Genomic DNA, 23,436 nt, shown 5'->3' on the forward strand with positions numbered 1-23,436 from the left:
ATTTCTCAGACGTTTAGTAAGTAAACTTTCAATATTCTTTATTTGATACTCGCTTTAGTCAGAATCAAATCGTGTTACTTTCACTACGCCACTTACTTTCTCCAGTTTCTTGATCAACGTATCAAGGTGAGATTTATCATGTACGTATAACATGATGTTGCCTTCAAAGATTCCTCCCTCAGTATCTATTGAAAGCGAACGCATATTTACTTTCAGTTCAGCAGAAATAACCTTCGTAATATCATTGATAAGGCCAAGTCTGTCTGTTCCTATAACTTTTAAGCCGGATAAATACGCTAGTTCTTTACGAGGCATCCATTTAGCTTGTACAATGCGATAGCCATAATTTGCCATCAGTTCTGGGGCGTTAGGACAATTAGTTCTATGTATCTTAATACCTTCATTAACTGTCACAAATCCAAAAACATCATCTCCAGGAATCGGATTACAGCACTTGGCTAATTTATAATCCAGAATATCCATGTCATCCCCGATCAAAAGAAGGTCTTGCGACTCACCTTTTAATTTGGAAACTGTACGTGAAAACGACTTGGCATCTGAAATCCTTCCTTTGGTAGACACACTCTGTTCATCCAGCTCATCTTTAAATTTCTTAATTGATGTAGCAGGTATTAGCCCCTCTCCCACCTGATAATAAAGGTCCAGAGGAGTTTTTACTTTAAAATAACTGGTCAGTTTCTCCAGTATCTCGCTGTTCAGCTCAACTTTCATCTGCTTCAGCTTCCGCTTAACTATTTCTTTTCCCTCTGAGGCGGCAGATTTTTTTTCTTCTTTTAGAATTTCTTTGATCTTTGACTTTGCCTTGGAACTCACTGCGAACCTTAGCCAGTCCTGATTGGGCTTTTGCTTATTTGAAGTTAATATTTCAACCTGATCACCATTGGAGAGTATATAATTTATGGGTACGAGTTTTTGATTTACCTTAGCTCCCAGACATTTGGCTCCAATCTCTGTGTGAATATCAAAAGCGAAATCCAGGGCGGTGGCACCCCGTGGCAGTGTCCTGAGTTCTCCTTTTGGAGTAAATACAAATACTTCTTCATTGAAAAAGTTGGAACGAAAATCATCTACAAATTCAACAGCAGATTCATTGTTTTCACTCTTTGCCTGCTCCAGTATCTCTCTTACCTTAGAAATCCAATCTTCCAGTCCTGACTGCCGATGTGCACTACTTGGCATATCTTTATATTTCCAGTGAGCCGCATACCCTTTTTCAGCGATCTCATCCATTCTTTTGGTCCTGATCTGCACCTCTACCCACTGCCCACCTGGACTCATCACCGTGGTATGTAATGACTCATATCCATTTGACTTGGGAGTACTGATCCAGTCTCTCAGCCGTTCGGGATTTGGATTATAAAAATCTGTGATGACGGAATAGATTTTCCAACATGCTGCTTTTTCTTCATCTAACACAACATCAAGGATGATACGGATAGCAAAAAGGTCATATACCTCATGAAAAGGTATATTTTTTTTCTGCATCTTATTCCAGATAGAGTAAATCGATTTAGGGCGTCCTTTGATGACAAAATCAAAGCCTTGTTTATTGAGCTCTTTCTGTATCGGATCAATAAATTTTTTAATAAACCTCCTTCTGGCATCTTTAGTAGTGCTTATCGCATTGGCGATTTCTCGATACTTTTCAGGCTGTGTAAACTTCAGATTCAAATCCTCAAGCTCTGATTTTATCGCATAAAGCCCCAGGCGATGTGCCAGAGGAGCATATAAGTAGATAGTTTCAGATGCAATCTTAAGCTGCTTGTTTTTGGGCATACTGTCCAGTGTACGCATGTTATGTAAGCGGTCAGCCAGCTTGATGAGAATAACGCGTACATCATCCGAGAGTGTGAGAAGCATCTTACGAAAATTCTCTGCTTGCTGAGAACTTCCGTATTCAAACACACCTGAAATTTTAGTAAGACCATCAATAATCCGGGCTACTTTACCTCCGAACTCATGCTCAATATCTTCAAGCTCTATTTCTGTATCTTCTACCACATCATGAAGCAAAGCACAGATAATTGAGGTAGTACCAAGCCCTATTTCATTGATACAGATTTCTGCTACTGCCAGTGGATGGTATATATAAGGCTCCCCGGATTTTCGGCGCATATCCTGATGGGCCTCCATGGAAGTGTTAAAAGCTTTTTTGATCAGCTTAGCGTCTCCATCCTTAAGGTAAGGCTTTGCTTGCCTGAGCAGTCGGCGATATCTTCTTAAGATTTCTTTTTTCTCTTCCTCGGTATTTACTACCAACATAGAATCTTGCGCCATACAGCACCAAAGGTTTAATTAATTGAATCGGCAATATATGAATGTAAAAAAAGTATTCAATATCATAACACCATCCAAAACCTTAATAGTTGGTGTGAAAGAATAAAGAATAAAAAAAATCGGATTGATGTTGATAAACTGATTAATTGATTTAAATTTGCAATCTCTTTTCCGAAAGGCGGATATGGCGGAATTGGTAGACGCACTAGACTTAGGATCTAGCGCCGCAAGGCGTGGGGGTTCGACTCCCTCTATCCGCACAAAAGTAAAACCCTCTTCTCAGAATTCATGAAATTTGTGGAACTGAGGTTGAGGGTTTTTAGTTTTTTAATTTAAAATTTCTTCGGCTTTGGATATCACACTTGACAAGAAAAGCAATACACAAGCTTCTATTAAAATTAATTTAAAGGAGGAAGATTATCAACCTCAGATAGAAGAAAAAGTAAAGGAGTACCGTAAAAAAGCTAACCTAAAAGGTTTCCGTCCTGGAAAGGTACCCCCGGCGATCATCAAAAAAATGTACGGCAAAGGCATCAAAGTAGAAGAGATCAACCAGCTCATTTCTCAGTCTTTGCCAAAATACATCAAAGATCAGGATTTGAATTTAGTAGGTGAACCCTTGCCTAATTATGAAAATGCTGAAAACATTGACTGGGAAAACCAGAAAGATTTTGAGTTTACTTATGATGTCGGCTTCGTAAATGAATTTGAGTACGACGTTTCTGATAAACTTAAAATCACCAAATACAAACTCCAATTAGGTGATAAGGAGATTGATGAAACCATTGAAAATCTAAGAGAGCAATTCAATGACACTGAAAATGTGGATGTAGTAGGTGAAGGTGATATTGTCAATGGTAAAGTAATTGGTAATGACATTGAAAACGAAACTTCAATAGACCTTAAACAACTGGATGAAAAGCAGTCCAAAGTCTTCATTGGTGCAAAAAAAGGAGATGATGTTGTTTTTGATATTCGTGAAACGCATCCCGAAGACTCTGAAGTAGCTACTCTTTTAGCTAAAACTCCAGAAGAAGTTGCTGAAGTTAAAGGGGAGTTTACTTTCAACATAGAATCTATCCTGCATAGAAAGCCAGGTGAACTTAACCAGGAGTTCTTTGACAAAGTATTTGGGAAAGATGCGGTCAAGACAGAAGAAGAATTTCGTGAGAAGGTGAAAGAAACGATGCAGGAGAATTATGATCGTGAAACTGACAACCTGCTGATGCTTGATATCCGGAATACCTTAGTGGATAATACTGAATTTGAGATTCCTGAGGAATTCCTGAAAAGATGGTTATTAGAAAAAAACGAAGGAAATATTACTCAGGAGCAGATTGACAAAGAGTTTGAGGATTATGTACGTGACCTTCGCTGGAATTTGATTGTTAATAAAATTTCAGAAGACAAAGAAATTAAGGTAGAGCATGATGATGTGAAAGAAAAAGCTCGTGAGATGATAGAAGCACAGTTGGGGCAATCTGGCTTGCTGGGACAATTGGGTGATAACCTTGACCCCTTTGTTGATAATTACCTGCAAGGTGAAAATGGTAATAACTACATGCAGGTATTTAATCAGGCCCGAACAGAGAAGATATTTGACTTCATTAAGGAAAATGCTACACTTGAAGAGAAAAAAATTACAGTAGATGACTTTAAAGAAGAAGTGGATAAAAGACAATAACTCATCCGTACAATTTTCGTTGTCAAAAAGAGTCTTTAAATTAAGGACTCTTTTTTATTTTTAAACATCATTAACAAACCATCATATGATTAACAAAGACGAATTTCGCAAGTTTGCTGTGAAAGGACAGAACATCAGCGGAAATACTTTTGATCAATACACTGAACGTGTAGAAAACATGACCCGGGCTGTCATTGAAGAACGCCCTACTAACTTCCGTGAAATTGATGTTTTTTCTCGCCTGATCATGGACAGAATTATTTTTTTAGGCATGCAGGTAGAAGAAAATATCGCTAATATCATTACAGCACAGCTTCTTTTTCTGGAATCTGTTGACCCGAAAAAAGATATTTTACTGTATGTAAACAGCCCTGGAGGCTCAGTTTATGCCGGTCTGGGAATATACGATACCATGCAATATGTAAATCCTGATGTTGCCACTATTTGTACGGGTATGGCTGCTTCTATGGGAGCGGTGCTACTGGCTGGAGGTGCAAAAGACAAGCGATCTGCCCTTCCCCATGCTCGTATCATGATTCACCAGCCTAGCGGAGGTATGCAGGGAAAATCCAGAGATATGGAAGTAACACTGAGACAAATGCAGGAACTACGTAAAGATCTTTACAATATATTATCTTCCCACTCCGGTCAGCCTTACGAGAAAATTGAAAAAGATTCTGACCTTGACTTCTGGATGCGTCCTTCTGAAGCCAAAGAATACGGTATCATTGACGAAGTTCTGGACAGAAATAGTGCTCGCAAAAAGGAAAATTAATTAGTAGGCAGAACTAGTATGAGTGACAGTTCGTTTCTAAACAAACTGTCACTATTTTTATTGTATTAACGAAAGTAACAACGTAATATGCCACAACAAGTAACTTGTTCATTTTGTGGAAGAAATAAAAAAGATGTAGACCTGATGATATCAGGTATTAACGCTCACATCTGTAATTACTGTATCAATCAGGCGCAACAGATTCTGGACGAAGAATTGAAGGTCAAGAGTAAAGGTAAGTCTCCGGAGTTTAACCTCATGAAGCCCATTGATATAAAAAAATATCTGGACCAATATGTGGTCGGTCAGGAAGAAGCTAAAAAAGTAATCTCTGTTGCCGTATACAATCACTACAAAAGATTGATGCAAAAGCAGGATGAGGAAGAGATAGCCATAGAAAAGTCTAATATTATCATGGCAGGGGAAACCGGTACAGGTAAAACCTATCTCGCCAGAAATCTTGCCCGTATTTTACAAGTTCCTTTCTGTATTGCTGATGCTACGGTACTTACCGAGGCGGGTTATGTGGGCGAAGATGTAGAAAGCATTTTGACCAGATTGCTACAGGCAGCTGATTACGATGTGGAATCGGCGGAAAGAGGCATCGTATATATAGATGAGATCGATAAAATCGCCAGAAAATCAGACAATCCCTCTATTACACGTGACGTAAGTGGTGAAGGTGTTCAACAAGCACTGCTCAAACTTCTGGAAGGTACGCAGGTTAATGTTCCTCCGCAGGGAGGCAGAAAGCACCCTGACCAGAAAATGATCTCCATCAATACTGAAAATATCCTCTTTATTTGTGGGGGAGCTTTTGATGGCATTTCTAGAATGATAGCTAACCGATTGAATACCAAACCTTTAGGATTCTCAGGCAGCAGTGTAAACATCTCTGATCAACACATTGATAAAGATAACCTTCTGCAATATATCACTGCACTTGACCTTCGTCACTTTGGCCTGATACCTGAACTTATAGGTCGTTTGCCAGTGATCACACATCTTGATCCATTAGGCAAAGAAACGCTTAAAATGATCCTCACTGAGCCTAAAAATGCTCTAACGAAACAGTATAAAAAACTCTTCAACATGGAAAATATAGAAGTTTCATTTGAGGAAACTGCCTTGGAATATATTGTGGAAAAAGCGATGGAGTTTAAGCTAGGAGCCAGAGGTTTACGCTCTATTTGTGAAGCAATAATTACGGATGCGATGTTTGAGCTACCTTCGCAAAAAGACATAAAAGCTTTTACAATTGACAGAAATTATGCACAGGAGAAATTTGAAAAATCTAAGTTTAAGCGTCTTTCTGCTGCCTAAATAACAACCCTTTAGAAATTTTAATCTTTCCCGTGCCTGTTTAGGCCCGGGATTTTTTTATTTTTCACCATTAATTTAATGAAAGCAATATTTCATATTACTCAAATAATATCTTCAGTCTTTTACCCATGTTTTGTTTCCTATTTGTCAAAAAAAGCTTAAATTAAGTGACATTATCAACCTTTGACCACTAACATGTTGACAGCTTATCAAGCAAAACCTCCTGTGTCCGGCCTTTATACATTTTTATCTTATTGTCAACATCTCGCTATTTCTATATTTCATTTACTTCATAAGAGGTTTATACTGCGGTTTAGTCAGTTGATTAACCCTCATTACTCAAAGTATTTTTTTCTGTGTATAAACCAGACCAGTATTACCAATAGACTTTAACTGTTTGCTTCTTCATTAATTTCAAAAAAAGGTGTGGCTTTTAGCCTACCTTTTTTTTTATCTTGAAAAAAAACTAAATGCAGCGTTTAACTTTCTTATTAATCATTCTATCAACTTTTCCCTTAATCTGTATGAGTCAGAATACTACTTTATATATATCCAAGGTTACAGATTTTTCTGTCGATGGAGCCGGTAATGCTTCTCAGTGGAAAGATATATCATGGGTAAAACTTCCATTGCGACATGGAGAAGGTCAGGACATGCTTACTCAGGCAAAAGTAGTGTATTCTGAAACTGGAATTTATTTTTTAATTCAATGTGAAGATAATCAGCTTACCGCCACACTTACCGAAGACTTTGCCAACCTGTTTAATGAAGATGTGGTGGAAGTCTTTCTATGGACAGAGGAAGCAATGCCTATTTATTTTGAGTATGAGCTGTCCCCGCTGGATTATGAACTTCCTATACTTATTCCCAGAACTAGTGATGATTTTTATGGCTGGAGACCCTGGCATTATGAAGGGGATAGACGTACCCAACATGCTACTTCAGTACAGGGAGGAAAAAAAGAAAGCATGGCAAATGTGGAAGGTTGGACTGCAGAGTTCTTCATTCCTTATACCCTACTTAAGCCTCTCGGCAATGTTCCCCCCAAGAAAGGCACTCAATGGAGAGCCAATATGTATAGAATAGATTACGATTCAGATCAACCTCTATACTGGCAATGGCAACCTACCAGTGGAAGTTTCCATGAATATAAAAAGTTCGGGACTTTCATCTTTGAGTGACAAAACGACTTTAAGCTTTCCATTTCAATTCGGAAAGCTTGGCATTTTCACCCATATTTCCCCCTATTGCCTGTAAACTAAGCTTTACGCCTTTTTCATCAAAAACTGCATCTACCCAACCAATAGGTTGATCGTCTTTAAAATTGTAGCCTACAGCGGGGAGATTAACCAGATAGATATTTTCTTTTTTTTCTATATGATAGCGATGTGAGTGCCCATAAAAGATTGCTTTGACCTTTTGATAAGGGCGAATAATTTCAAACATACGGTTGGCGTCCAGCAGATCGGTGTCTCCATCACCTAAAGTATGGTGTACGAATAAAACTGTAGGTTTATTATCTGAAGTTTTCAGATAGCTTGTAAGCCATTTTCTTTGGGACTCTCCTAATAAACCTGCCACCTTATTTACATAGAGTAGTGAATCCAGTATGATTATTCTTACCGGATCACTTTCAATGATACTTACATGTTTTCCTTCAAGCTTTGCTGTTTCATTATCAGGAAATACATTAAAAAAAGGTTCTCTATCATCGTGATTTCCCAAACCCATGTGGATGGGAAAATTATTAGCCAACGGCCTAAGTAAGTTTTTTACTGTTTGGTAGTCTCCTACTTTTCCTTCCAGTCGTGCTACATCTCCATTGATAATCAACCCTTCATGCTTAAAATTTCTCAGCTGATCTACCACCTTTTGAAGGTTTTGATAAGGGAAAAAGCCTCGGTATTCATTTAATTTGTCCTCAGCTATGTGTGTATCCGAAAGTAATGCGAAATGAAGTTCTCTTTTAGGTGTTGAAGCATGAGTAAACAATGCGCTACCTACCGTAGCAGCGCCAACCAATGTGGCACTTTGCCTGATAAAAGTCTTTCTGGAGATGGGGTTGAAAAAAAAGCCCGGCATAATTTAAAAATTTAATAAAGAGCCATGTTAAACTGACGACGATAATTCTTGGTAATAGGATGGTGTTCACCCAGCATCAGAAATAAAGCGACCGAAGCACGACGGGGGAGTTCATTACAATAATTTTTATCTATCATAGTAGCCTCAATTAATGACTTGATAGTTGCTTCGTAATTATATTGCTTTAAAGCTTCCTGAGCTGACTTTATTTTCTCGGCTAATTTGGGACTAGCTTCTTCCTGACAAGTCATCACCTCGGCCAGACTCTTAACTTGCTTTGAGAGCTCGTATAATGTATGGTTTTCAGGAAGTTTTACCTCTGCTCTCTCTGGATGCGTACCTAATGATGATGCTGCTAACCAAAGTTGGGCTTCCTGCATAGCAGGCTGCTCAATTACAAATTTTTCAAGTCCTCTTACTGCTTCAGCATGTTGATAGGTAAAAAGAGCATCTACCAATTTGGTTAGTTGATTATTCTGCTCATCGGGAAGGTTCTCAGCCAGCCATTTCTCAATTTGATGCTTAGGTAGTACACCGGTAAACTCAGCCTTTACCTCTCCCATATAAAACATTTTCACAGCTGGGATTCCACGAATTTTATATCTAGCGGAAATTTCCTGTTGCTCATCGGTATTTACCTTAACCAGTTCCCACTTACCCCCTGCCTCTTTTGCTAACCCTTCAATGACAGGACCCAAAGTCTGGCATGGCCCGCACCAGGGAGCCCAGAAATCTACGACCACAGGTACCTGCTGACTCCTCATCAAAACACTTTCCTCAAAGTTTGTCATCTTCTCTTCTTCTATAATTTTGTTTTCGTAACTATTAAATTTTCAAACCCTGTATACTCCTCAGAGGGTATCTACTTATTAATTGAAATTGGGTTACTCAGTAAATAGGCCCAAAATTAAAAATGGCTTCTAATTCAGTGTAATTTATTTTAAATTCAGGACAATGTTGAAAAGTTTAAATTACATTTTTTATTAACACAATTCATGATGAAAAAACAACCTAAGCAAAAAGGTAAAGCAATGCAAAGGAGAGATTTTTTGAAAGGCTCTGCCATGTCAGCAGCGTCATTCATGATCGTTCCCCGCCATGTCATTGGAGGTAAAGGATACAAAGCGCCCAGTGACACGGTAAATGTTGCCGCCATCGGAGCCGGGGGTATGGGTGCTTCTAACATGAGCCGCCTGACCAGTCAAAATATCGTTGCGCTGGCTGACTGCGACCACAATTGGGTAAGAGAGTCTGTCTCCAGAGATAGTCGTGCTGACTTGAGAGCAGCATATGAAAAGGCAAAATGGTATAAGGATTTTCGTGAGATGCTGGAAAACCAGAAAGATATTGATGCAGTGGTGATCGCCACACCTGATCATGTCCATGCTGCTGCGGCTAATATGGCTATGAAAATGGGCAAACATGTTTACGTACAAAAACCTCTAACATACACTGTGCATGAGGCACGTACGCTCCGAAAAACTGCTCAGGAAACCGGCGTAGTAACCCAAATGGGAAACCAGGGACACTCCAGCGATGATGCACGCCGTATCAACGAATGGATACAGGCAGGTGCCATAGGCCCGGTACGTAAGGTACATGTCTGGACTAACCGTCCTATCTGGCCACAGGGTATTGACCGTCCTGAAGGCAAGGCAAAAGTTCCAAAAGACCTGGCCTGGGATATTTTCCTTGGCCCTGCTCCTTATGTGGAGTATAGCCCTGAGTATCATCCATTTGCCTGGAGAGGCTGGACAGATTATGGTGTAGGAGCCTTGGGCGACATGGGAGCTCACCTGATTGACCACCCTTACTGGGCTTTAGGGCTTGATTACCCCGACACCGTAGAAGCTTCTTCAACTCCCTGGGGAGGAGAAGATGACAGCAAAGTTTCTTATCCACTGGCCACCACCGTGCATTATACCTTCCCTGCCCGCGGTATGTATCCCGAAGTAGAGATGCACTGGTATGATGGAGGATTGATGCCTTCCCGCCCCTCAGTATTACCTGATGAGGTAAAACTGGACAGAGGAGGTGGGGTTATCTTTGAAGGTGAGAAAGGTATACTGATGCACGAAACTTATGGTTCAAACCCTCAGATGTATCCTCAATCCTTGATGCAGGAGTATGCTGATGTTCCCCAGACTTATGAGAGAATAGAAGGTGGGCGCGACGCGCATGAGATGAACTGGATAAGAGCGATATTAGGTGAAGAAAAAGCATGCAGCCCGTTTGAGTATGCGGCACCGCTTACTGAAACTATGTTACTGGGTGTTGTGGCCCTACACACTCCAGGCGAAACACTACGTTATGATGGTAAGAAAATGGAGTTTACCAATAAGCCTGAAGCTAACAAACACCTGAGTCGTGATTATCGTGATGGCTGGACTTTAAGTTAATTCATATCAACGCAATTAATGCCTTACTTCTACGATTTTGAAGTAAGGCATTACTATTTAAACCCTTTCATTATCGTAGATAAATCGTACTTCCAGATGAAGCCGATAATTTAGCGGCATCCAATATCTCAACTACGATTAGGTTGTTTTCCAAAGAAGAAAGATCAGAAGGTTTGACTATCACTTCTTTACGCACAACCGCTGATAAATATTCAAAAGGATCTTGAAAGGGAAAGGCTGAATCCTCAACCTTAAACTCCTCCTCAGGTTCTCCATCTTTTCTGATTTTCATATCTTCCGCATTCAAGGCATATATATAGCCTGTCTTACCATAAACTGACATATCTTTTCTACTAAAAGGCCAGTTCCAGGAAGCCTGAATAATACCCTGCGATTGTGGATAAGTTACTATAATAGTCGCCTCATCGTCCACCCGGGGATAAATTTCCGGCTTAATTTGTTGTACTACCGCACTTATGCTTTCCGGTCTTTGTCCCTTCATCAGCCAGGTAATGAGGTTAGCACCATAACAACCAAAATCAACCAATGCCCCTCCCCCATTCTTTTCAGGGTCAGTCAGCCAGCTTAGAAACTCACCGCTCACTCCGATTTCTTTGGGACCTTTGTGGCCATCCCTCACTACAACTTTGCGCAGTTCTCCGATAGAGTTTTTATCATGCACTTCAGCGTACACTCTATGATTAGAAGGATACCAGGTGGTTTCATAGTTGGTGATTACTTCTATATCATACTGATGGGCAAGTTTGGCGATTTCACGGGCATCTCCCATATTCGTAGCCAGTGGCTTTTCCACCATTACATCTATGTTTTTTGGAGCGCAGGCCTGAACAACGGCCAGGTGGTTACTTATTTCATTGAATGCTGTAACTGCTTCCGGCTCAGTTGCTTCCAGCATGCTCTCAATATCCGGATAAACAATATCCATGCTAAACCCATACTGATCGGCATAGCGTCGGGCCAATGCGCGATTAGGCTCAGCGATACCTACTATATTGACTTCTCCTTCTTTAGCCTGACGTAAAATCCAGTGTACATGATCATGTACCAAACCTGCAACACCAATTTTCACACTGGTTTTATCTTGCGCAGTAAGAGGCATTGAAATTATACATAGGAGTAGGCTGCTGATGATAACTATTCTTCTCATGCCTGTAAATATAAGGGAATTGCCGTACTCAACAAGAGAAGTAAGAAGTAGCTAATACTGTTCTTATAGTTGCCAGATTCCCTTAAAAGCTATTTCTTCAACAGCTTTTCTTTCTTTGTTAGGCCTGTCACTGTTTCCCAGATAACCCATAGCCATCATAACGATAGGTTCGTACCCTTCGGGAATGTTAAGCACTTCAACAGCTTTTTGGGGCATAAAGCCAGCCATCTGATGCATATATAGATCTTCTTCAGTAGCCTTTAATGTCATAAAACTTACGGCTGCACCCGTATCGTACCAGGCATGGCGATTAACTTTGCCGTTAGAAGAAAAGGTTTTTTTAGCGACTCCTACTATGAGAACTGGAGCATCTTCCGCCCATCTCTGATTGAACTCATTTAAACATGAGAGAAGTCTTTGGTACTCCTCCGTTTGACTTTTCGTGGCATAAATAAATCGCCAGGGCTGTTCATTATAGCTTGAAGGCGCTAAACGAGCTGCCTCAAATATTTTTTTCAAAGTACTTTCATCCACGCTTTCATTTGAAAATGATCTGGGACTGTATCTTTTCTCCAGCAAAGTGGATAAAGTACCTGTAGTTGTATTTTCCATAGTCCAGTTTATTAAATGTTATAAACAAATGTTGTATATACAATTACGGTATTGGAAACAAATTGTTTAACAACTACTTACCAGGTATCACCGATTCAACCTCCAGACTTCTTAGCTTTATAGCCTTCTTTATGCAGCACATCCATCACTTTGTCACGCACATCTCCCTGTATTAATACTTCTCCGTCTTTGGCTGAGCCACCTACTCCACATTTAGATTTAAGCAGTTTACCCAGTTCTTTTAGATCTTCAGCGGTGCCGACAAAACCTGTGATCAGTGTCACCTGTTTACCCCCTCTTGACTTGCGATCCAGCATTACGCGCAGATCCTGATCTGCTGGAGAAAGTGTCTCCTCTTCCTGTGCTTCATTATAATCGTAATCAAAGTTCTGGTTGGTGGAATAAACCACCCCTTCCCTGTTTTTCTTGTTCTTTTTGCTCATAGTAGATCTATTTTTTTAGATTGAAAATTTAAAAAAAATTCAATTCATTGTTCATTTATCAAAACTTGATTGCCAATGCATCAAATCCATCATTCGTTGAAACTCGGATTGAAGGCCGGCCCGTATTAAAACAGCATTATTTTTTATCGGGTGCGTAAACTCAAGTTGGTAAGCATGTAATAGCATCGTGTCCATTTGCCAGCGCTCTTTAAAAAATCTATTCTGCTTGTTACATCCATGGGGCCTGTCTCCAATAATAGGATGGCGGATATGGCTCAAATGTTTACGAATCTGATGCATTCTTCCGGTTTTAGGTTGTACGTTTAACAAAGAGTAGCGTGCTGTCAGGTATCTGCCGAAGGGAATATCCAGTTCTGCTCTGCTTACAGTACTAAATTCAGTGTAAGCTTCCTGCAGCTTGCCATTTTCTTTTCGCAGCGGATAATCAATTTCCACTGCATCTTCAGTATAGCCCCTTACAATTGCCAGATACCGCTTTCTAACCAGATTATGGGCAAACAATTCCTGCGTTTTTTTATGTGTGACTTCATCTAAAGCAAAAAGCAACACACCTCCTGTTTTACGGTCGAGCCGATGCACCGGATACACGGTTTGCTCTATCTGGTCACGTAACATTTGTAAGGCAAATTCTGTGGCGTCTTTAGCAATTCGTGATCTGTGAACCAGCAATCCGTGTGGTTTGTTGATAGCTAAGAAATGCTCATCCCGATAGATGATTTCCAGCATTATTTAAGGCGTATGTATCTTTCTTGCAGTATCCTGAATGATCTTCCAGGATTCCATCACATGATTTCGCGCCACGCTGCTTTGCCCGATTACCATTCTGATGAGGAACCGCCCGTCTACTTTGGTATGGGTAAGGTAAAGCTTTCCTGATGCATTGAGCTGTTCCATAAGTTGTTGATTAATGTCATTCAATTGTTTTTGACCCAAAATATCTTGGGGTTGATAATAAAACGCCAATAAATTCATGCGTTGTACTTTCAGCACAAAATCACTTTGTTGCCTAATTAATGCTCCCAATTCCTCGGTCAGACTGATATGTTGTTTGATGGTCTCCTGTAAACCATTTATGCCGAAGCTCCGCAGTACAAACCATACCTTTAAAGCCCTGAACCTTCTTCCTAAGGGTATTCCCCAATCTCTATAATCGTTAACTTTTCCACGGCTGGAAGTTTTAAGGTATTCTGGCAAAATAGAAAATGTATTAACCAGGGCTTCGGGATCACGGACAAAATAAGCGGAACAGTCAAAATGAGTCATCAGCCATTTGTGGGGGTTAAAAACAAAGCTGTCTACTCCTTCTATGCCTTGTAAATAATGCTGGTATTCAGGAAGGATAAAAGCAGATCCTGCATAGGCGGCATCTACGTGCAGCCAGATATCAAACGCCTTGCAAATTACTGCTATTTCATCAAGGTCATCAAAAGCCAGGGTACCGGTGGTCCCTAACGCGGCGACCACACATAGAGGTTGGTAATCATCTTTCAGGTCTTTTTCAATTGCCAGCTTAAGCAGATCTGTCCTCATACGTTGCGCTTCATCAACCGGTATTTTGACCAGGTTCTCCCTGCCCAGGCCCATGATTTTCACACCTTTCTCTACCGAAGAATGGGTTTCAGCAGAGCAGTATACCCGCATTTTTTTGAGGTGTTGAATCCCTTTTTCGTTACTTTCAGAAGTGGTTTTCTTTTCCCGTGCTGTAAGCATGGCGCATAGCGTAGCAGTTGAGGCAGTGTCTTGTATTACGCCTGAAAATGCTTTAGGTAAACCTAAGATATCTCTCAACCAAAGCATGACTTTCTCCTCCAGCTCGGCCGCTGCCGGAGAAGTTTCCCATATCATACACTGCGCTCCCAGCGCGGACATAAGCATTTCGCCTAGCATAGATGGAAAGCTTGCGTTTGCAGGAAAGTAAGCATAGAAATTAGGACTCTGCCAGTGGGTAACACCCGGCAGGATGATCTTTTGAAAATCGGCGAAGATTTGCTCCATAGGCTCACCCTGCTCAGGGGCTGATGGAGGAAGCTGATTGTAAATCTCACCCGGCTGTACCTGAGACTTTACCGGATACTTTTCTATCTCCTGGTAGAAATCCGCTATCCAGTCAACCATCCGGTGCGCATGTTTCCTAAATTCTTCAGCAGAGTGCATTTTTTCCATTTCACTTAAGCCTTCAAAGATCATAAAATATGCAAAGATCACCAGTTTTCTAACTTACTTTGTGTTCTCAAAGATATTTAAAAGTTTGTACAAGGTAGCTTTAAACTGTAGCGTTTCAGTTTCACTCATAGCTTCAGCATGCACCTCATCAAAGATTTGTTGAGGGATACAAACTGCTTTTTGCTGCAAAGCGCTCCCTTTTGGAGTGAGGCTCACTTCCACGCGTCGCTCATCAGTTGTTGAACGATTTCTTTGGACCAACGCCTTCTTTTCCATTCTTTTCAGTAAGGGCGTCAGGGTGTTGGTTTCTAATAAAAGTGAACCGCTAAGCTCAGTCACACTTTTCTGCCCTTCCTTCCAGAGTATGAGAAGCACCAAATATTGAGGATATGTGATATCCAGTTGATTTAACAAAGGTGTATATAGTTTCGTAACCATCCTGGATACCGCATAGAGGGGAAAACAGATCTGATTCTCCAGCCATAAAGCTTCCGGACTAGTTTTCATTACGGAAGGTTTTGCGTAAGTATTTATCAATTTTCTCCGGTTTATCTGTTGGCCCAAAGCGTTTGACCGGCTTCCCCTTACTATCAATCAAAAATTTTGTGAAATTCCATTTGATTCTGCCTCCCAACAATCCACTCAACTGGCTTTTCAGGTATTTGAAGATAGGATGAGCGTTTTTGCCGTTCACATCTACTTTAGAGAACATCGGAAAGCTAACGCCATAATTCAGGCGGCAGCCTTCTTCAATGGATTTGGCATCACCGGGTTCCTGATTTGCAAACTGATTGGAGGGAAAGCCCAGCACTACCAGTCCTTTATCTTTATAATTCTGATAGAGTTTTTCAAGCCCGTCAAACTGTGGTGCTAATCCGCATTTGCTAGCCGTATTCACCACCAAAACTGTCTTATCCTGAAAGTCACGCATATTGACTTTCTTACCCTGCAGATCCACTGCTTCAAATTCATAAAATCTGGATTTCATCTTCATTATTTTTTAGATCTTTCAATTAATATTTTCAATGCACCACTTGACCATAATGCCCATAAAATCAATAGCAATTGAAAAAACAAACGGAGCAACCTCGCCCGGTCAGTATCCAGTCCAAAAGCGTCAGTTCCATTGATATACTGGGCAATATTTCCGGGAAAAATGAGTACATAGAAGATGGCTAAAGCTATTCCCACCCACACCTTTGCCTTAACCCAGAATACCATGCCCAATCCAAGTATAAATTCAACAATACCCGAGAGGATGACTACTACATCTTTACTCAGAGGTATCCAGTCGGGGACCTGCGCCTGAAACTCCGCACGCTGAAATGTCAAATGTCCGAAGGCGGCAAACAGCATAAACGGCCCCAGGACGATTCTTGCTATTTTTGGAAAGTATTCGTTGAAGTGTTTTTAGCTAACAAGCTATGTTTTTATGGTTATGTCGTGCGCGATATAAACGCATAAACTATAATTATGTTTTTAAACACTATGCCTTCCCATAATAAAGCGATCAGGTTACATACTCATGGTTAACCGGCTGAATGGGCTGCGGCAATTTTTCCTCACCCATCATTTCCAGCAGATTAATTTCAATAGTCCGGGTGATCTGATCCAGGGGAATACCAGATGGTATGGGATCAAATGGATTCAGTAAAGATAAACCAATAAGATGGGTGGAATGAAAAACAAAACCGATCAGCCAGCCCAGTAAGATTGACCATGCCCCTACCAATTGGGTACAAACGAAGGTGATCAGGATCACGAATATCCATATGAAGAGGCGGGTAAAATAGTGATAAGAAGTAGGAAATACAGTGTTCTTTATACGTTCGGATTTCCCCATACTATCACATAGCCTGACAATCAATTTATTCATTTCCATAAAGCGAAAACCATCAATGATCGCTTGCTGCTCCAGTTTTTCAAGATCCCGGGACTGTAGCTCCAGAATCGCGTTATGGATATTGGACTGCCCTGCTACCAATTGTATCTCTTCCTCCTCTAAGAATTTCTGATAAGTGGTATTATCAGTATCTTTACGAAGATTGGATTTTAGCGCGTACAGAAACGCCAAGTGCCTCCTGATCATAAGACTTTGTCTTTGTGACAATGTTGTTTGTTCAGCGCTGGTATTTAATCCACAATAATACAGCAATCCTCTGGCCCAGGAGCGGGAGTCATTCACCAGTTCACCCCAGATTTTACGCGCCTCCCACCAGCGATCGTATGCCTGATTATTATTAAAACCAATAAAAAATGCTAATGCGGTACCTAGTAGCGTAGGTATAATGGTAGGAAGTTCAAAATAATCTCTCAGCACGTACTCCTCAAAAATATAGGCAAGTGTACAGGATAATAATAGAAACAAGTCTGTTTTCCAGGTAAGTTTTAATATACGCCCGAGTTGAATGTTACGCGAGATGATCATAGCTTGGTCTCAATAAATGGTTTAGTTTCCTAAAAATATCATTATCCTCTCCCAAAAAAAAATGATGTAGTCAGGTCAAAGTCTCTATCGCTTCAAATGTATAGCATGCTGATTCTTAGCAAGCACATATTCACTTCAGCACCTCACTTATTTTCTTAAAATAAGCTCTGCTGCTGATCAGATCATTATGACCGTAACCCTCCAAAACACTCAGCTTTATACTTTCCTTCGCTGCTTTCAAAGCGCTGGCATGGACGGGAGGAATCAGTTGATCATCTTCTCCATGAAAGATATACATCGGACAATTCACTTCATCCAGATAATGCAGTGATTCCAGTTTGTATCTGATGATAAAGGCAGGCACTATGGGCACTTTCTCTCGTATCAACTGCTTCAGACTGGCATAAGGGGAATTGAGTATCAGCTTGTGAGGCCTGTTATGAGCAGCAAGTTGTATGGCAATCCCGCTACCCATGGATGTACCGGACAAAACGAGATTACTTTCTCCATACCTTTTTTTCAGGTCATCATATACAAATTGGGCATCCCGGATGAGCTGGGCTTCACTGCTGATGTTACCATCGCTTTTTCCGTAACCTCTGTAGTCCAGGTACAATACATCATAGCCATTTCTTAAGAATACGTCTGCTCCCTCTCCCCAGCTGTTGATGGCTCCGCCGTTTCCATGTAAGTAGTATACCACTCCCCTGCTGTTTTTCGTGCTAAAGAGTACGGAATTCAATACTACTCCATCCTCTACCTCATAGTTGAGTTCTGCAAAGGGGTAAGGAAATAAGAAAGCATAATCGCTGGAAAGTTGCTCAGGAAAAAATAAGAGCTTTTCCTGAAATGCATATAAGAAACCACATGCCACACTGTAAGCTACAACTACTATTAATAAAACTGAGAACAAGTTCTTCATTATTTTAAGTCATAAACGTCCTGCTATAATAGTGTTTGCGTTACGCAAAAAAAACTATGCAGCCTATGAAGTCTTTTCTGCCATATTTTGAATGATATATTTCGTTTTTCGTCTGTAAGACACCCAGGATATATATACATATTTATAAAGCTCTTATTATCAATTAATTATAAAACTAAAAATTCTCGCTTCGTCACTGAAGCGTAAATATAATGTCAAATCTGAGACTTGATTTCATTGCAATAACTTCAGTCTGAGACTGAAGCCAGTTGTGGTTTTGTGAGACACTGACCGTGGGGTGAGAAATAAATTTTCCGTAAAAGCTATTGGATCAAGAATTGTCTGCCTTTAAGTAGCAGCGATCATAAGCCGTGCTTCAGCATGCTTGTACCGTCTGCCCGTAAAGCATGCCAGACTGGTTTTTGAAGGCCAGAGATGCATTTTGTAGCAATTTCAGGCCGCAGGCGTTCTCATAACTGATACCAGCGGTTTACTGAACCAGATCTATAGCTTTTATGGTAAAATAGATGGTTTCAGAAATATGGCTAATTACAATGTTAGTCCGTAAGAACTGGCACAGGCCCAAGCGATAGCATAGACGCAAACTGCCCGTCAGCAAGAGGTACTGAGCAAAGGTGATACCCAGGATGCTACGCATAAGCGGAATGCTAAACTGAAAGTGAAACTGGATCACGCAGTTCAGAAAGGGGATCCACAATACCCTGGCTTACAAGCATTTATCCATACTTTAAAAGATACCGAAGCGTGAGCTTTACTACTCCTGTATTTTTAGGAGCAGCAAACTTTATATGGTGCACTAAATCAAAAAGTTTCCTCCTGAAGGACAGTCTTCTGCACTTTATGTATTTATATTTCAACACCCCCTGGTCTGTGTCCCACTGTACTGTTTGCCCTATATTGAATTACTGATTTGCTCAGCTATAATAGGCCAGTGAGGCAAAGAATTTGGTAGGTTGGCACAAAAAAAGCGTCCGCCATAGCGAACGCTTTTGATCGTTTAAACTATAGGTTGAGGCTAAAACTTCTTGAATTTCATGATGCCCCAGTTCAGGTAGCCCTGGTTCCCGGCTTCCACCCAGTGCTTAAGGCCCTGCTGCATATTGTCCGCATATTCTTTAGAGACATTTTCTATCACTTTATCATAGTGCGTTTGCAGTCCTTTCAGCACATTGGAATAATGGTTCACCAGTTGCTCAGGCATGTCAATGGTTCTCATTTCCATCAGTCCCAACTGGTCGGCAAACTCTCTGTACTTGGCCATAGAGCCCATTTCTTCCAGATGAATTCGTTTGAGTACGGCATCCAGCACCCCTTCCGGACAGTCATCCGCCTGCATAGGGTCAGTAAAAATGAAAATACCACCGGGCTTGAGTACCCGTGAAGCCTCCTGAAATACTTTGTACTTTTGATTGCTATGCAATATGGCATCCTGCGACCAGACTACATCGTACTTGGCATCTTCAAAAGGCAGGTCTTCAAAGTTACCTTCTATCACATTGATCAGATGGTCTAAGCCCTGCTTACGGTTCTTCTCTACATTACGCTGATTTTCGGTCGTACTCAGGTTGAGGCAGTCTACATGGCACCCGTACTTATCCGCAAGATAGCGGGCAGCACCGCCATAGCCGGCACCCAAATCTAATATTCTGTCAGCTTCACCAACATGATTGATTTCTTCTGCCATTTGCACGACAGTCTCACGGGAAGCTTCCTTGATGGTGTTACTACCATCATAAATGCCTATGTGTATATCTTCTCCTCCCCATACCGTATGATAGAATTCATCGGCATCCTGGCTGTTATAATACTCTTTGGTTATCTCAACGAGTTTATTTTCATCCATAATTTAAAAAAATGGTATTTATGGGTTATAAGATTTCTCTGCTACATGTATAAAAAAGTCAGGCTCTTCAGACTGATAGGTCTCCTGGAAATCACCGTAGGTAGTTACCTTCTGAAATCCTACTTCGCAGAGTAAGTTACGCACATAATTTTTTCTTAGAGGGAACATGTTCAAATGATATGATGACTTATCGGGAAACTCGTAGCGGAAACGTGCCAAACCCTCATCAATATGTTCAGGCTCTGCTTTCACATTCTCACCTGCGTAGTAGTAAGTATGCTTGCTGGAGAATCCTTGATCCAGTATAGAATCATAGTTTCTCTGGTCTATGATTAGTATACCGTCATGCTTGAGGGCAGAATAGAATTCGGCCAGAGTTTTACGACGGTCGTTCTCGTCAAACAGGTGCGTAAAAGAGTTCCCCAGGCAGATCACGGCATCGTAGCGACCATAAAGGTCACGGTTGAGCCAGCGCCAGTCAGCATGCACTGTTCTGATGATATGTCCATGTTTTTGAGCATTGTCAAAAGCTTTGGCAAGCATTACAGGACTTCCGTCCACGCTCACTACATCAAAACCTGCGTTTAACAATTGCACAGAATGATAGCCGGTTCCCGTGGCGGCATCCAATACTTTTTTCTTTTTGTAATCCTGTAGTACTTTGATGAAAAAATCATTCTCACCTTTGGCGCGGGCATCCCAGTCAATCAATTGATCCCACTTCTCTACAAAACTATGGACATACTCCATTTGGTAATGATCTGTTTCTCTTACCTCAATAGGATTTTCTCCGTAGTGCTGTTTAGTTTGCGTCATTCTGGTAAATGAATTTTAGTTTAAATAAGTCCCTAAATATAGTAAATTATATCTATAGGATGTAAAAAAAGACGTCCCCACTTAATTTAATAAGCTGAATTGCAATGAGATTAATAATATTTTGTAAATAAAAAATAAAGAATGAACAATATATTAATAGATAAAATTAAGTTTCTCTTTAGAGTAAAGGCAGATAATGTACGGCTTGAAAAAATATATTTAATATATAGTACCATATATTGAAGTGTATATCCGTGCAAAATGTTTATGATATAAAACATAAAAAAAAGCACCACTCAAAGATGCTTTTTACTCGCAGAGGAAGAAAAGTTAAAAAAATCCCATGCATTGAGTCAAAAAAATAATAATCCCCTGCTTTTCCAAAGATACAATACGCTTATGAAGAGGATGTGAAGTCAGTATTATCTGTATGTTACCCTTTAAACTGAGAGTTTCTAAAGTCATAGAGGTAGGCAGGACAAAATGTAGTAGCACTTAAGCCAGCATATCTTTGGTTTGAGCGACATACACAGTTCTGCTGATGCGGTTGTTTTAGATTAACTGGCCAATGGCAGTAAGCTTAAGCTTTCCCACTTTAGTTATTATCATAATTCTGAATTTAATCATCTGAAAGTCCTGCCTGGTACTGCTAATTCATCTCTCGCCAGGAAATGGTTTCGCTCAGTCCTGCTAAGAAGCTTCAGCATTGCGCCAAGATTATTTGCTTTGCAGCTCTGTCCCATTCGTTACCCTCTAGAGTTTGCTGAAATCAGCAGCATGCGTTAACTGGATGATCGCAGCAGTAAAGTGTATATGATCTTAATGAGCTTTGACTTCACCGCTAAAGCTAATATTTTGTGCTAGGATGTATGGAAGTGTACCTGGCTAGTAAAAGCATAGTAACTGTCCCTTCTTCACAGTCGTTGGAGCGTTTTGCAAATGAGATACGTCTGATGAAGAAAAGTTAAATGCAGCTGATGAATTTTATGCATGCACTAGCGGATCAGGTCTGAAGGAAATGATACAACAGATTCATTACCATCCTCACCTACCGCAGCCACTCCAAAGTAGTAATTGTCAATCACAATATTTTCTAAGGTGTATTCATCTACTTTTCCTACAAAGCGGCTGTTTTGCCACTGAGGTGCGGTAGTTTCTCTCCAGTAGATTTTATAACCTGCCAGGCTGGGGTCATCAGACATTTGCCAGGCCAATGTGGTGGATGGCTGAACCACACCCCCGATTTTGACACTGTCCGGTGCAGGAGGTGCCCAGCCTAAACCGGCAAGTGATATTGCATTGACAGCCGTTAGTTTTTTAGCGTACTCAAAATTCACGCCTTCAATCACGTCTCCGTATTCAATTCCGTTTTCAGTCCGTATGTCCTGATGCTGCCGATTATAGTTTTCATGGGCTTCCATAATACGGATACCGGCAATGCCAAGGTCGTTGAATGGACGGTGGTGCCCTCCCCTCCCGAACCTATCCAGGCGATAGATCATCATAGGGTTCATCATGGGCATATAGGTTTCTGTCTGTCGGTGTACATAGCGGGCCAGTTGACGGGAGATGCCATCTACTTCTCCTCCGGTAAAACGACGGAAACGTCTCTCCTCCTCGGTTTCGCCAGGGGGTACCGGCTCTGAAAAGATGCGAAAGCTACGATTGTCAACCACTCCATCTATGCCTTCAATATTCCCAATCATATCATTATTTAGCACGCCGATTATTCCCCAGTCTTCACGCTGCGCATATTCTGCCAGTCCTTTGCCACCAAAGAGTCCCTGCTCTTCGCCCGATAAGCCAACATAAACGATGGAGTTAGGAAACTCGTACTGCGATAGTACGCGTGCGGCTTCAATAGCTCCTGCCATACCTGATGCATTGTCGTTGGCTCCGGGCGCATCAATTTCATAATTAGTAGAGTTGGAGGCCCGGGAGTCAATATCACCCGACATGATCACGTATTGGTTGGGATGAACCTTACCTCTCTGAATAGCTACCACATTTACGATCCAGGCATCTTTAGGTACACGGCTCGTCATGCCTTCTTCCACAAAATCCTGCTGATAGAATACCTCCAGGCAGCCACCACAATCTTCAGAAATCCTGTCAAATTCAGCTTTGACCCATCGGCGGGCAGCACCTATTCCCCTCGTGTCTGACACTGTATCGGAAAAAGTGTTTCGTGTACCAAAGCCGGCCAGCCGGCGAATATCTTGCTCAATGCGTTCAGCAGATACATTTTCAATGATATCGTACATGCGCATATCTACAGCCGGAGGAGCGGTAAGTTGAGCTTGGGCAACTAATGATGCAGGTATGGCTAAAAGTGATGAAAGAAATGTAAATATTTTGATCATCTTATGATGTTTGGTTAGGATATAAAAGATCAGCTGGTTTGTAGAATATAAACGGCAAAACGCAAGGCTACTTTC

Annotated in this window: 21 protein-coding genes and 1 tRNA gene; 6 read left to right on the top strand and 16 right to left on the bottom strand. The window is 41.0% G+C overall.

Annotated features, from left to right (window positions below):
• Positions 1-54: 54 nt before the first annotated feature.
• Complete coding sequence (locus OKW21_RS13910) at positions 55-2,283, bottom strand: RelA/SpoT family protein (protein ID WP_277487683.1); 2,229 nt, start codon at positions 2,281-2,283, stop codon at positions 55-57.
• 193 nt (positions 2,284-2,476) lie between these two features.
• Between OKW21_RS13910 and OKW21_RS13915 the strand changes: the two genes are divergently transcribed.
• The 5 genes from OKW21_RS13915 (at position 2,477) to OKW21_RS13935 (ending at position 7,261) form a co-directional block, all read left to right on the top strand.
• Positions 2,477-2,558: transfer RNA gene (locus OKW21_RS13915), tRNA-Leu, on the top strand.
• An 89-nt stretch (positions 2,559-2,647) separates the two neighbouring features.
• Positions 2,648-3,982, top strand: a complete 1,335-nt coding sequence (gene tig / locus OKW21_RS13920) for a trigger factor (protein WP_277480186.1) — start codon at positions 2,648-2,650, stop codon at positions 3,980-3,982.
• An 85-nt stretch (positions 3,983-4,067) separates the two neighbouring features.
• The gene (locus OKW21_RS13925; RefSeq protein WP_277480187.1) at positions 4,068-4,757 is read left to right on the top strand and encodes a ClpP family protease; all 690 of its coding nucleotides are present in this window, start codon (positions 4,068-4,070) and stop codon (positions 4,755-4,757) included.
• 87 nt (positions 4,758-4,844) lie between these two features.
• Entirely contained in the window at positions 4,845-6,080 is a 1,236-nt protein-coding gene (gene clpX, locus OKW21_RS13930; protein ID WP_277480188.1) for an ATP-dependent Clp protease ATP-binding subunit ClpX, read from the top strand.
• Positions 6,081-6,604: 524 nt separating this feature from the next.
• Positions 6,605-7,261 carry a carbohydrate-binding family 9-like protein gene (locus tag OKW21_RS13935; protein WP_277480189.1) on the top strand — a complete coding sequence of 219 codons (657 nt, stop codon included), beginning with the start codon at positions 6,605-6,607 and terminating at the stop codon, positions 7,259-7,261.
• Between the two features lie 10 nt (positions 7,262-7,271).
• Here the strand turns inward: OKW21_RS13935 and OKW21_RS13940 are convergent, their stop codons facing one another.
• Positions 7,272-8,162, bottom strand: coding sequence for a metallophosphoesterase family protein (locus tag OKW21_RS13940; protein ID WP_277480190.1), 891 nt, complete (start codon positions 8,160-8,162; stop codon positions 7,272-7,274).
• Between the two features lie 11 nt (positions 8,163-8,173).
• Positions 8,174-8,953, bottom strand: coding sequence for a thioredoxin (gene trxA, locus OKW21_RS13945; protein ID WP_277480191.1), 780 nt, complete (start codon positions 8,951-8,953; stop codon positions 8,174-8,176).
• Between the two features lie 204 nt (positions 8,954-9,157).
• Here trxA and OKW21_RS13950 point away from each other — a divergent pair, with 204 nt between their 5' ends.
• A complete protein-coding gene (locus OKW21_RS13950) occupies positions 9,158-10,561 on the top strand; it encodes a Gfo/Idh/MocA family protein (protein WP_277480192.1) in 1,404 nt (467 codons plus the stop codon).
• 70 nt (positions 10,562-10,631) lie between these two features.
• Here the strand turns inward: OKW21_RS13950 and OKW21_RS13955 are convergent, their stop codons facing one another.
• The 13 genes from OKW21_RS13955 to OKW21_RS14015 form a co-directional block, all read right to left on the bottom strand.
• Positions 10,632-11,729 (bottom strand): Gfo/Idh/MocA family protein, encoded by a 1,098-nt coding sequence (locus OKW21_RS13955; RefSeq protein ID WP_277480193.1) that lies wholly within the window; start codon positions 11,727-11,729, stop codon positions 10,632-10,634.
• A gap of 63 nt (positions 11,730-11,792) precedes the next feature.
• A complete protein-coding gene (locus OKW21_RS13960) occupies positions 11,793-12,341 on the bottom strand; it encodes a nitroreductase family protein (RefSeq protein WP_277480194.1) in 549 nt (182 codons plus the stop codon).
• Between the two features lie 95 nt (positions 12,342-12,436).
• A complete protein-coding gene (locus OKW21_RS13965) occupies positions 12,437-12,784 on the bottom strand; it encodes a translation initiation factor (protein WP_277480195.1) in 348 nt (115 codons plus the stop codon).
• A 51-nt stretch (positions 12,785-12,835) separates the two neighbouring features.
• Complete coding sequence (locus tag OKW21_RS13970; protein WP_277480197.1) at positions 12,836-13,531, bottom strand: pseudouridine synthase; 696 nt, start codon at positions 13,529-13,531, stop codon at positions 12,836-12,838.
• 3 nt (positions 13,532-13,534) lie between these two features.
• Positions 13,535-14,968, bottom strand: coding sequence for a pyridoxal phosphate-dependent decarboxylase family protein (locus OKW21_RS13975; protein ID WP_277480198.1), 1,434 nt, complete (start codon positions 14,966-14,968; stop codon positions 13,535-13,537).
• 54 nt (positions 14,969-15,022) lie between these two features.
• A complete protein-coding gene (locus OKW21_RS13980) occupies positions 15,023-15,475 on the bottom strand; it encodes a MarR family winged helix-turn-helix transcriptional regulator (protein ID WP_277480200.1) in 453 nt (150 codons plus the stop codon).
• Positions 15,465-15,956 carry a glutathione peroxidase gene (locus OKW21_RS13985; RefSeq protein ID WP_277480201.1) on the bottom strand — a complete coding sequence of 164 codons (492 nt, stop codon included), beginning with the start codon at positions 15,954-15,956 and terminating at the stop codon, positions 15,465-15,467. The genes OKW21_RS13980 and OKW21_RS13985 overlap by 11 nt, the downstream gene beginning before the upstream one ends.
• A gap of 5 nt (positions 15,957-15,961) precedes the next feature.
• Complete coding sequence (locus OKW21_RS13990) at positions 15,962-16,324, bottom strand: DoxX family protein (protein WP_277480204.1); 363 nt, start codon at positions 16,322-16,324, stop codon at positions 15,962-15,964.
• A gap of 154 nt (positions 16,325-16,478) precedes the next feature.
• Positions 16,479-17,396 (bottom strand): bestrophin family protein, encoded by a 918-nt coding sequence (locus tag OKW21_RS13995; protein ID WP_277480205.1) that lies wholly within the window; start codon positions 17,394-17,396, stop codon positions 16,479-16,481.
• A 130-nt stretch (positions 17,397-17,526) separates the two neighbouring features.
• Positions 17,527-18,318 (bottom strand): alpha/beta hydrolase, encoded by a 792-nt coding sequence (locus OKW21_RS14000; protein WP_277480206.1) that lies wholly within the window; start codon positions 18,316-18,318, stop codon positions 17,527-17,529.
• A 1,036-nt stretch (positions 18,319-19,354) separates the two neighbouring features.
• The gene (locus OKW21_RS14005) at positions 19,355-20,182 is read right to left on the bottom strand and encodes a methyltransferase domain-containing protein (protein WP_277480209.1); all 828 of its coding nucleotides are present in this window, start codon (positions 20,180-20,182) and stop codon (positions 19,355-19,357) included.
• A gap of 18 nt (positions 20,183-20,200) precedes the next feature.
• The gene (locus tag OKW21_RS14010; RefSeq protein ID WP_277480210.1) at positions 20,201-20,998 is read right to left on the bottom strand and encodes a glycine/sarcosine N-methyltransferase; all 798 of its coding nucleotides are present in this window, start codon (positions 20,996-20,998) and stop codon (positions 20,201-20,203) included.
• A gap of 995 nt (positions 20,999-21,993) precedes the next feature.
• On the bottom strand, positions 21,994-23,361 hold the full coding sequence (locus OKW21_RS14015; protein WP_277480212.1) for a M28 family peptidase: 1,368 nt from the start codon (positions 23,359-23,361) through the stop codon (positions 21,994-21,996).
• Between the last annotated feature and the right edge of the window lie 75 nt (positions 23,362-23,436).

The sequence above is a fragment of the Catalinimonas alkaloidigena genome, assembly GCF_029504655.1.
GTDB lineage: Bacteria > Bacteroidota > Bacteroidia > Cytophagales > Cyclobacteriaceae > Catalinimonas > Catalinimonas alkaloidigena.

Excerpts from the sequence above, each read along its gene's own strand:
- OKW21_RS14000 (WP_277480206.1), bottom strand. The coding sequence starts at position 18,318 with ATGAAGAACTTGTTCTCAGTTTTATTAATAGTAGTTGTAGCTTACAGT.
- OKW21_RS14005 (WP_277480209.1), bottom strand. The coding sequence starts at position 20,182 with ATGGATGAAAATAAACTCGTTGAGATAACCAAAGAGTATTATAACAGC.
- OKW21_RS13950 (WP_277480192.1), top strand. The coding sequence starts at position 9,158 with ATGATGAAAAAACAACCTAAGCAAAAAGGTAAAGCAATGCAAAGGAGA.
- OKW21_RS13970 (WP_277480197.1), bottom strand. The coding sequence starts at position 13,531 with ATGCTGGAAATCATCTATCGGGATGAGCATTTCTTAGCTATCAACAAA.
- OKW21_RS13985 (WP_277480201.1), bottom strand. The coding sequence starts at position 15,956 with ATGAAATCCAGATTTTATGAATTTGAAGCAGTGGATCTGCAGGGTAAG.
- OKW21_RS13955 (WP_277480193.1), bottom strand. The coding sequence starts at position 11,729 with ATGAGAAGAATAGTTATCATCAGCAGCCTACTCCTATGTATAATTTCA.
- OKW21_RS13975 (WP_277480198.1), bottom strand. The coding sequence starts at position 14,968 with ATGGAAAAAATGCACTCTGCTGAAGAATTTAGGAAACATGCGCACCGG.
- OKW21_RS13965 (WP_277480195.1), bottom strand. The coding sequence starts at position 12,784 with ATGAGCAAAAAGAACAAGAAAAACAGGGAAGGGGTGGTTTATTCCACC.
- OKW21_RS13995 (WP_277480205.1), bottom strand. The coding sequence starts at position 17,396 with ATGATCATCTCGCGTAACATTCAACTCGGGCGTATATTAAAACTTACC.
- OKW21_RS14010 (WP_277480210.1), bottom strand. The coding sequence starts at position 20,998 with ATGACGCAAACTAAACAGCACTACGGAGAAAATCCTATTGAGGTAAGA.
- trxA (WP_277480191.1), bottom strand. The coding sequence starts at position 8,953 with ATGACAAACTTTGAGGAAAGTGTTTTGATGAGGAGTCAGCAGGTACCT.
- OKW21_RS13910 (WP_277487683.1), bottom strand. The coding sequence starts at position 2,283 with ATGTTGGTAGTAAATACCGAGGAAGAGAAAAAAGAAATCTTAAGAAGA.
- OKW21_RS13925 (WP_277480187.1), top strand. The coding sequence starts at position 4,068 with ATGATTAACAAAGACGAATTTCGCAAGTTTGCTGTGAAAGGACAGAAC.
- OKW21_RS14015 (WP_277480212.1), bottom strand. The coding sequence starts at position 23,361 with ATGATCAAAATATTTACATTTCTTTCATCACTTTTAGCCATACCTGCA.
- clpX (WP_277480188.1), top strand. The coding sequence starts at position 4,845 with ATGCCACAACAAGTAACTTGTTCATTTTGTGGAAGAAATAAAAAAGAT.
- OKW21_RS13935 (WP_277480189.1), top strand. The coding sequence starts at position 6,605 with ATGAGTCAGAATACTACTTTATATATATCCAAGGTTACAGATTTTTCT.
- OKW21_RS13940 (WP_277480190.1), bottom strand. The coding sequence starts at position 8,162 with ATGCCGGGCTTTTTTTTCAACCCCATCTCCAGAAAGACTTTTATCAGG.
- OKW21_RS13980 (WP_277480200.1), bottom strand. The coding sequence starts at position 15,475 with ATGAAAACTAGTCCGGAAGCTTTATGGCTGGAGAATCAGATCTGTTTT.
- OKW21_RS13990 (WP_277480204.1), bottom strand. The coding sequence starts at position 16,324 with ATGCTGTTTGCCGCCTTCGGACATTTGACATTTCAGCGTGCGGAGTTT.
- OKW21_RS13960 (WP_277480194.1), bottom strand. The coding sequence starts at position 12,341 with ATGGAAAATACAACTACAGGTACTTTATCCACTTTGCTGGAGAAAAGA.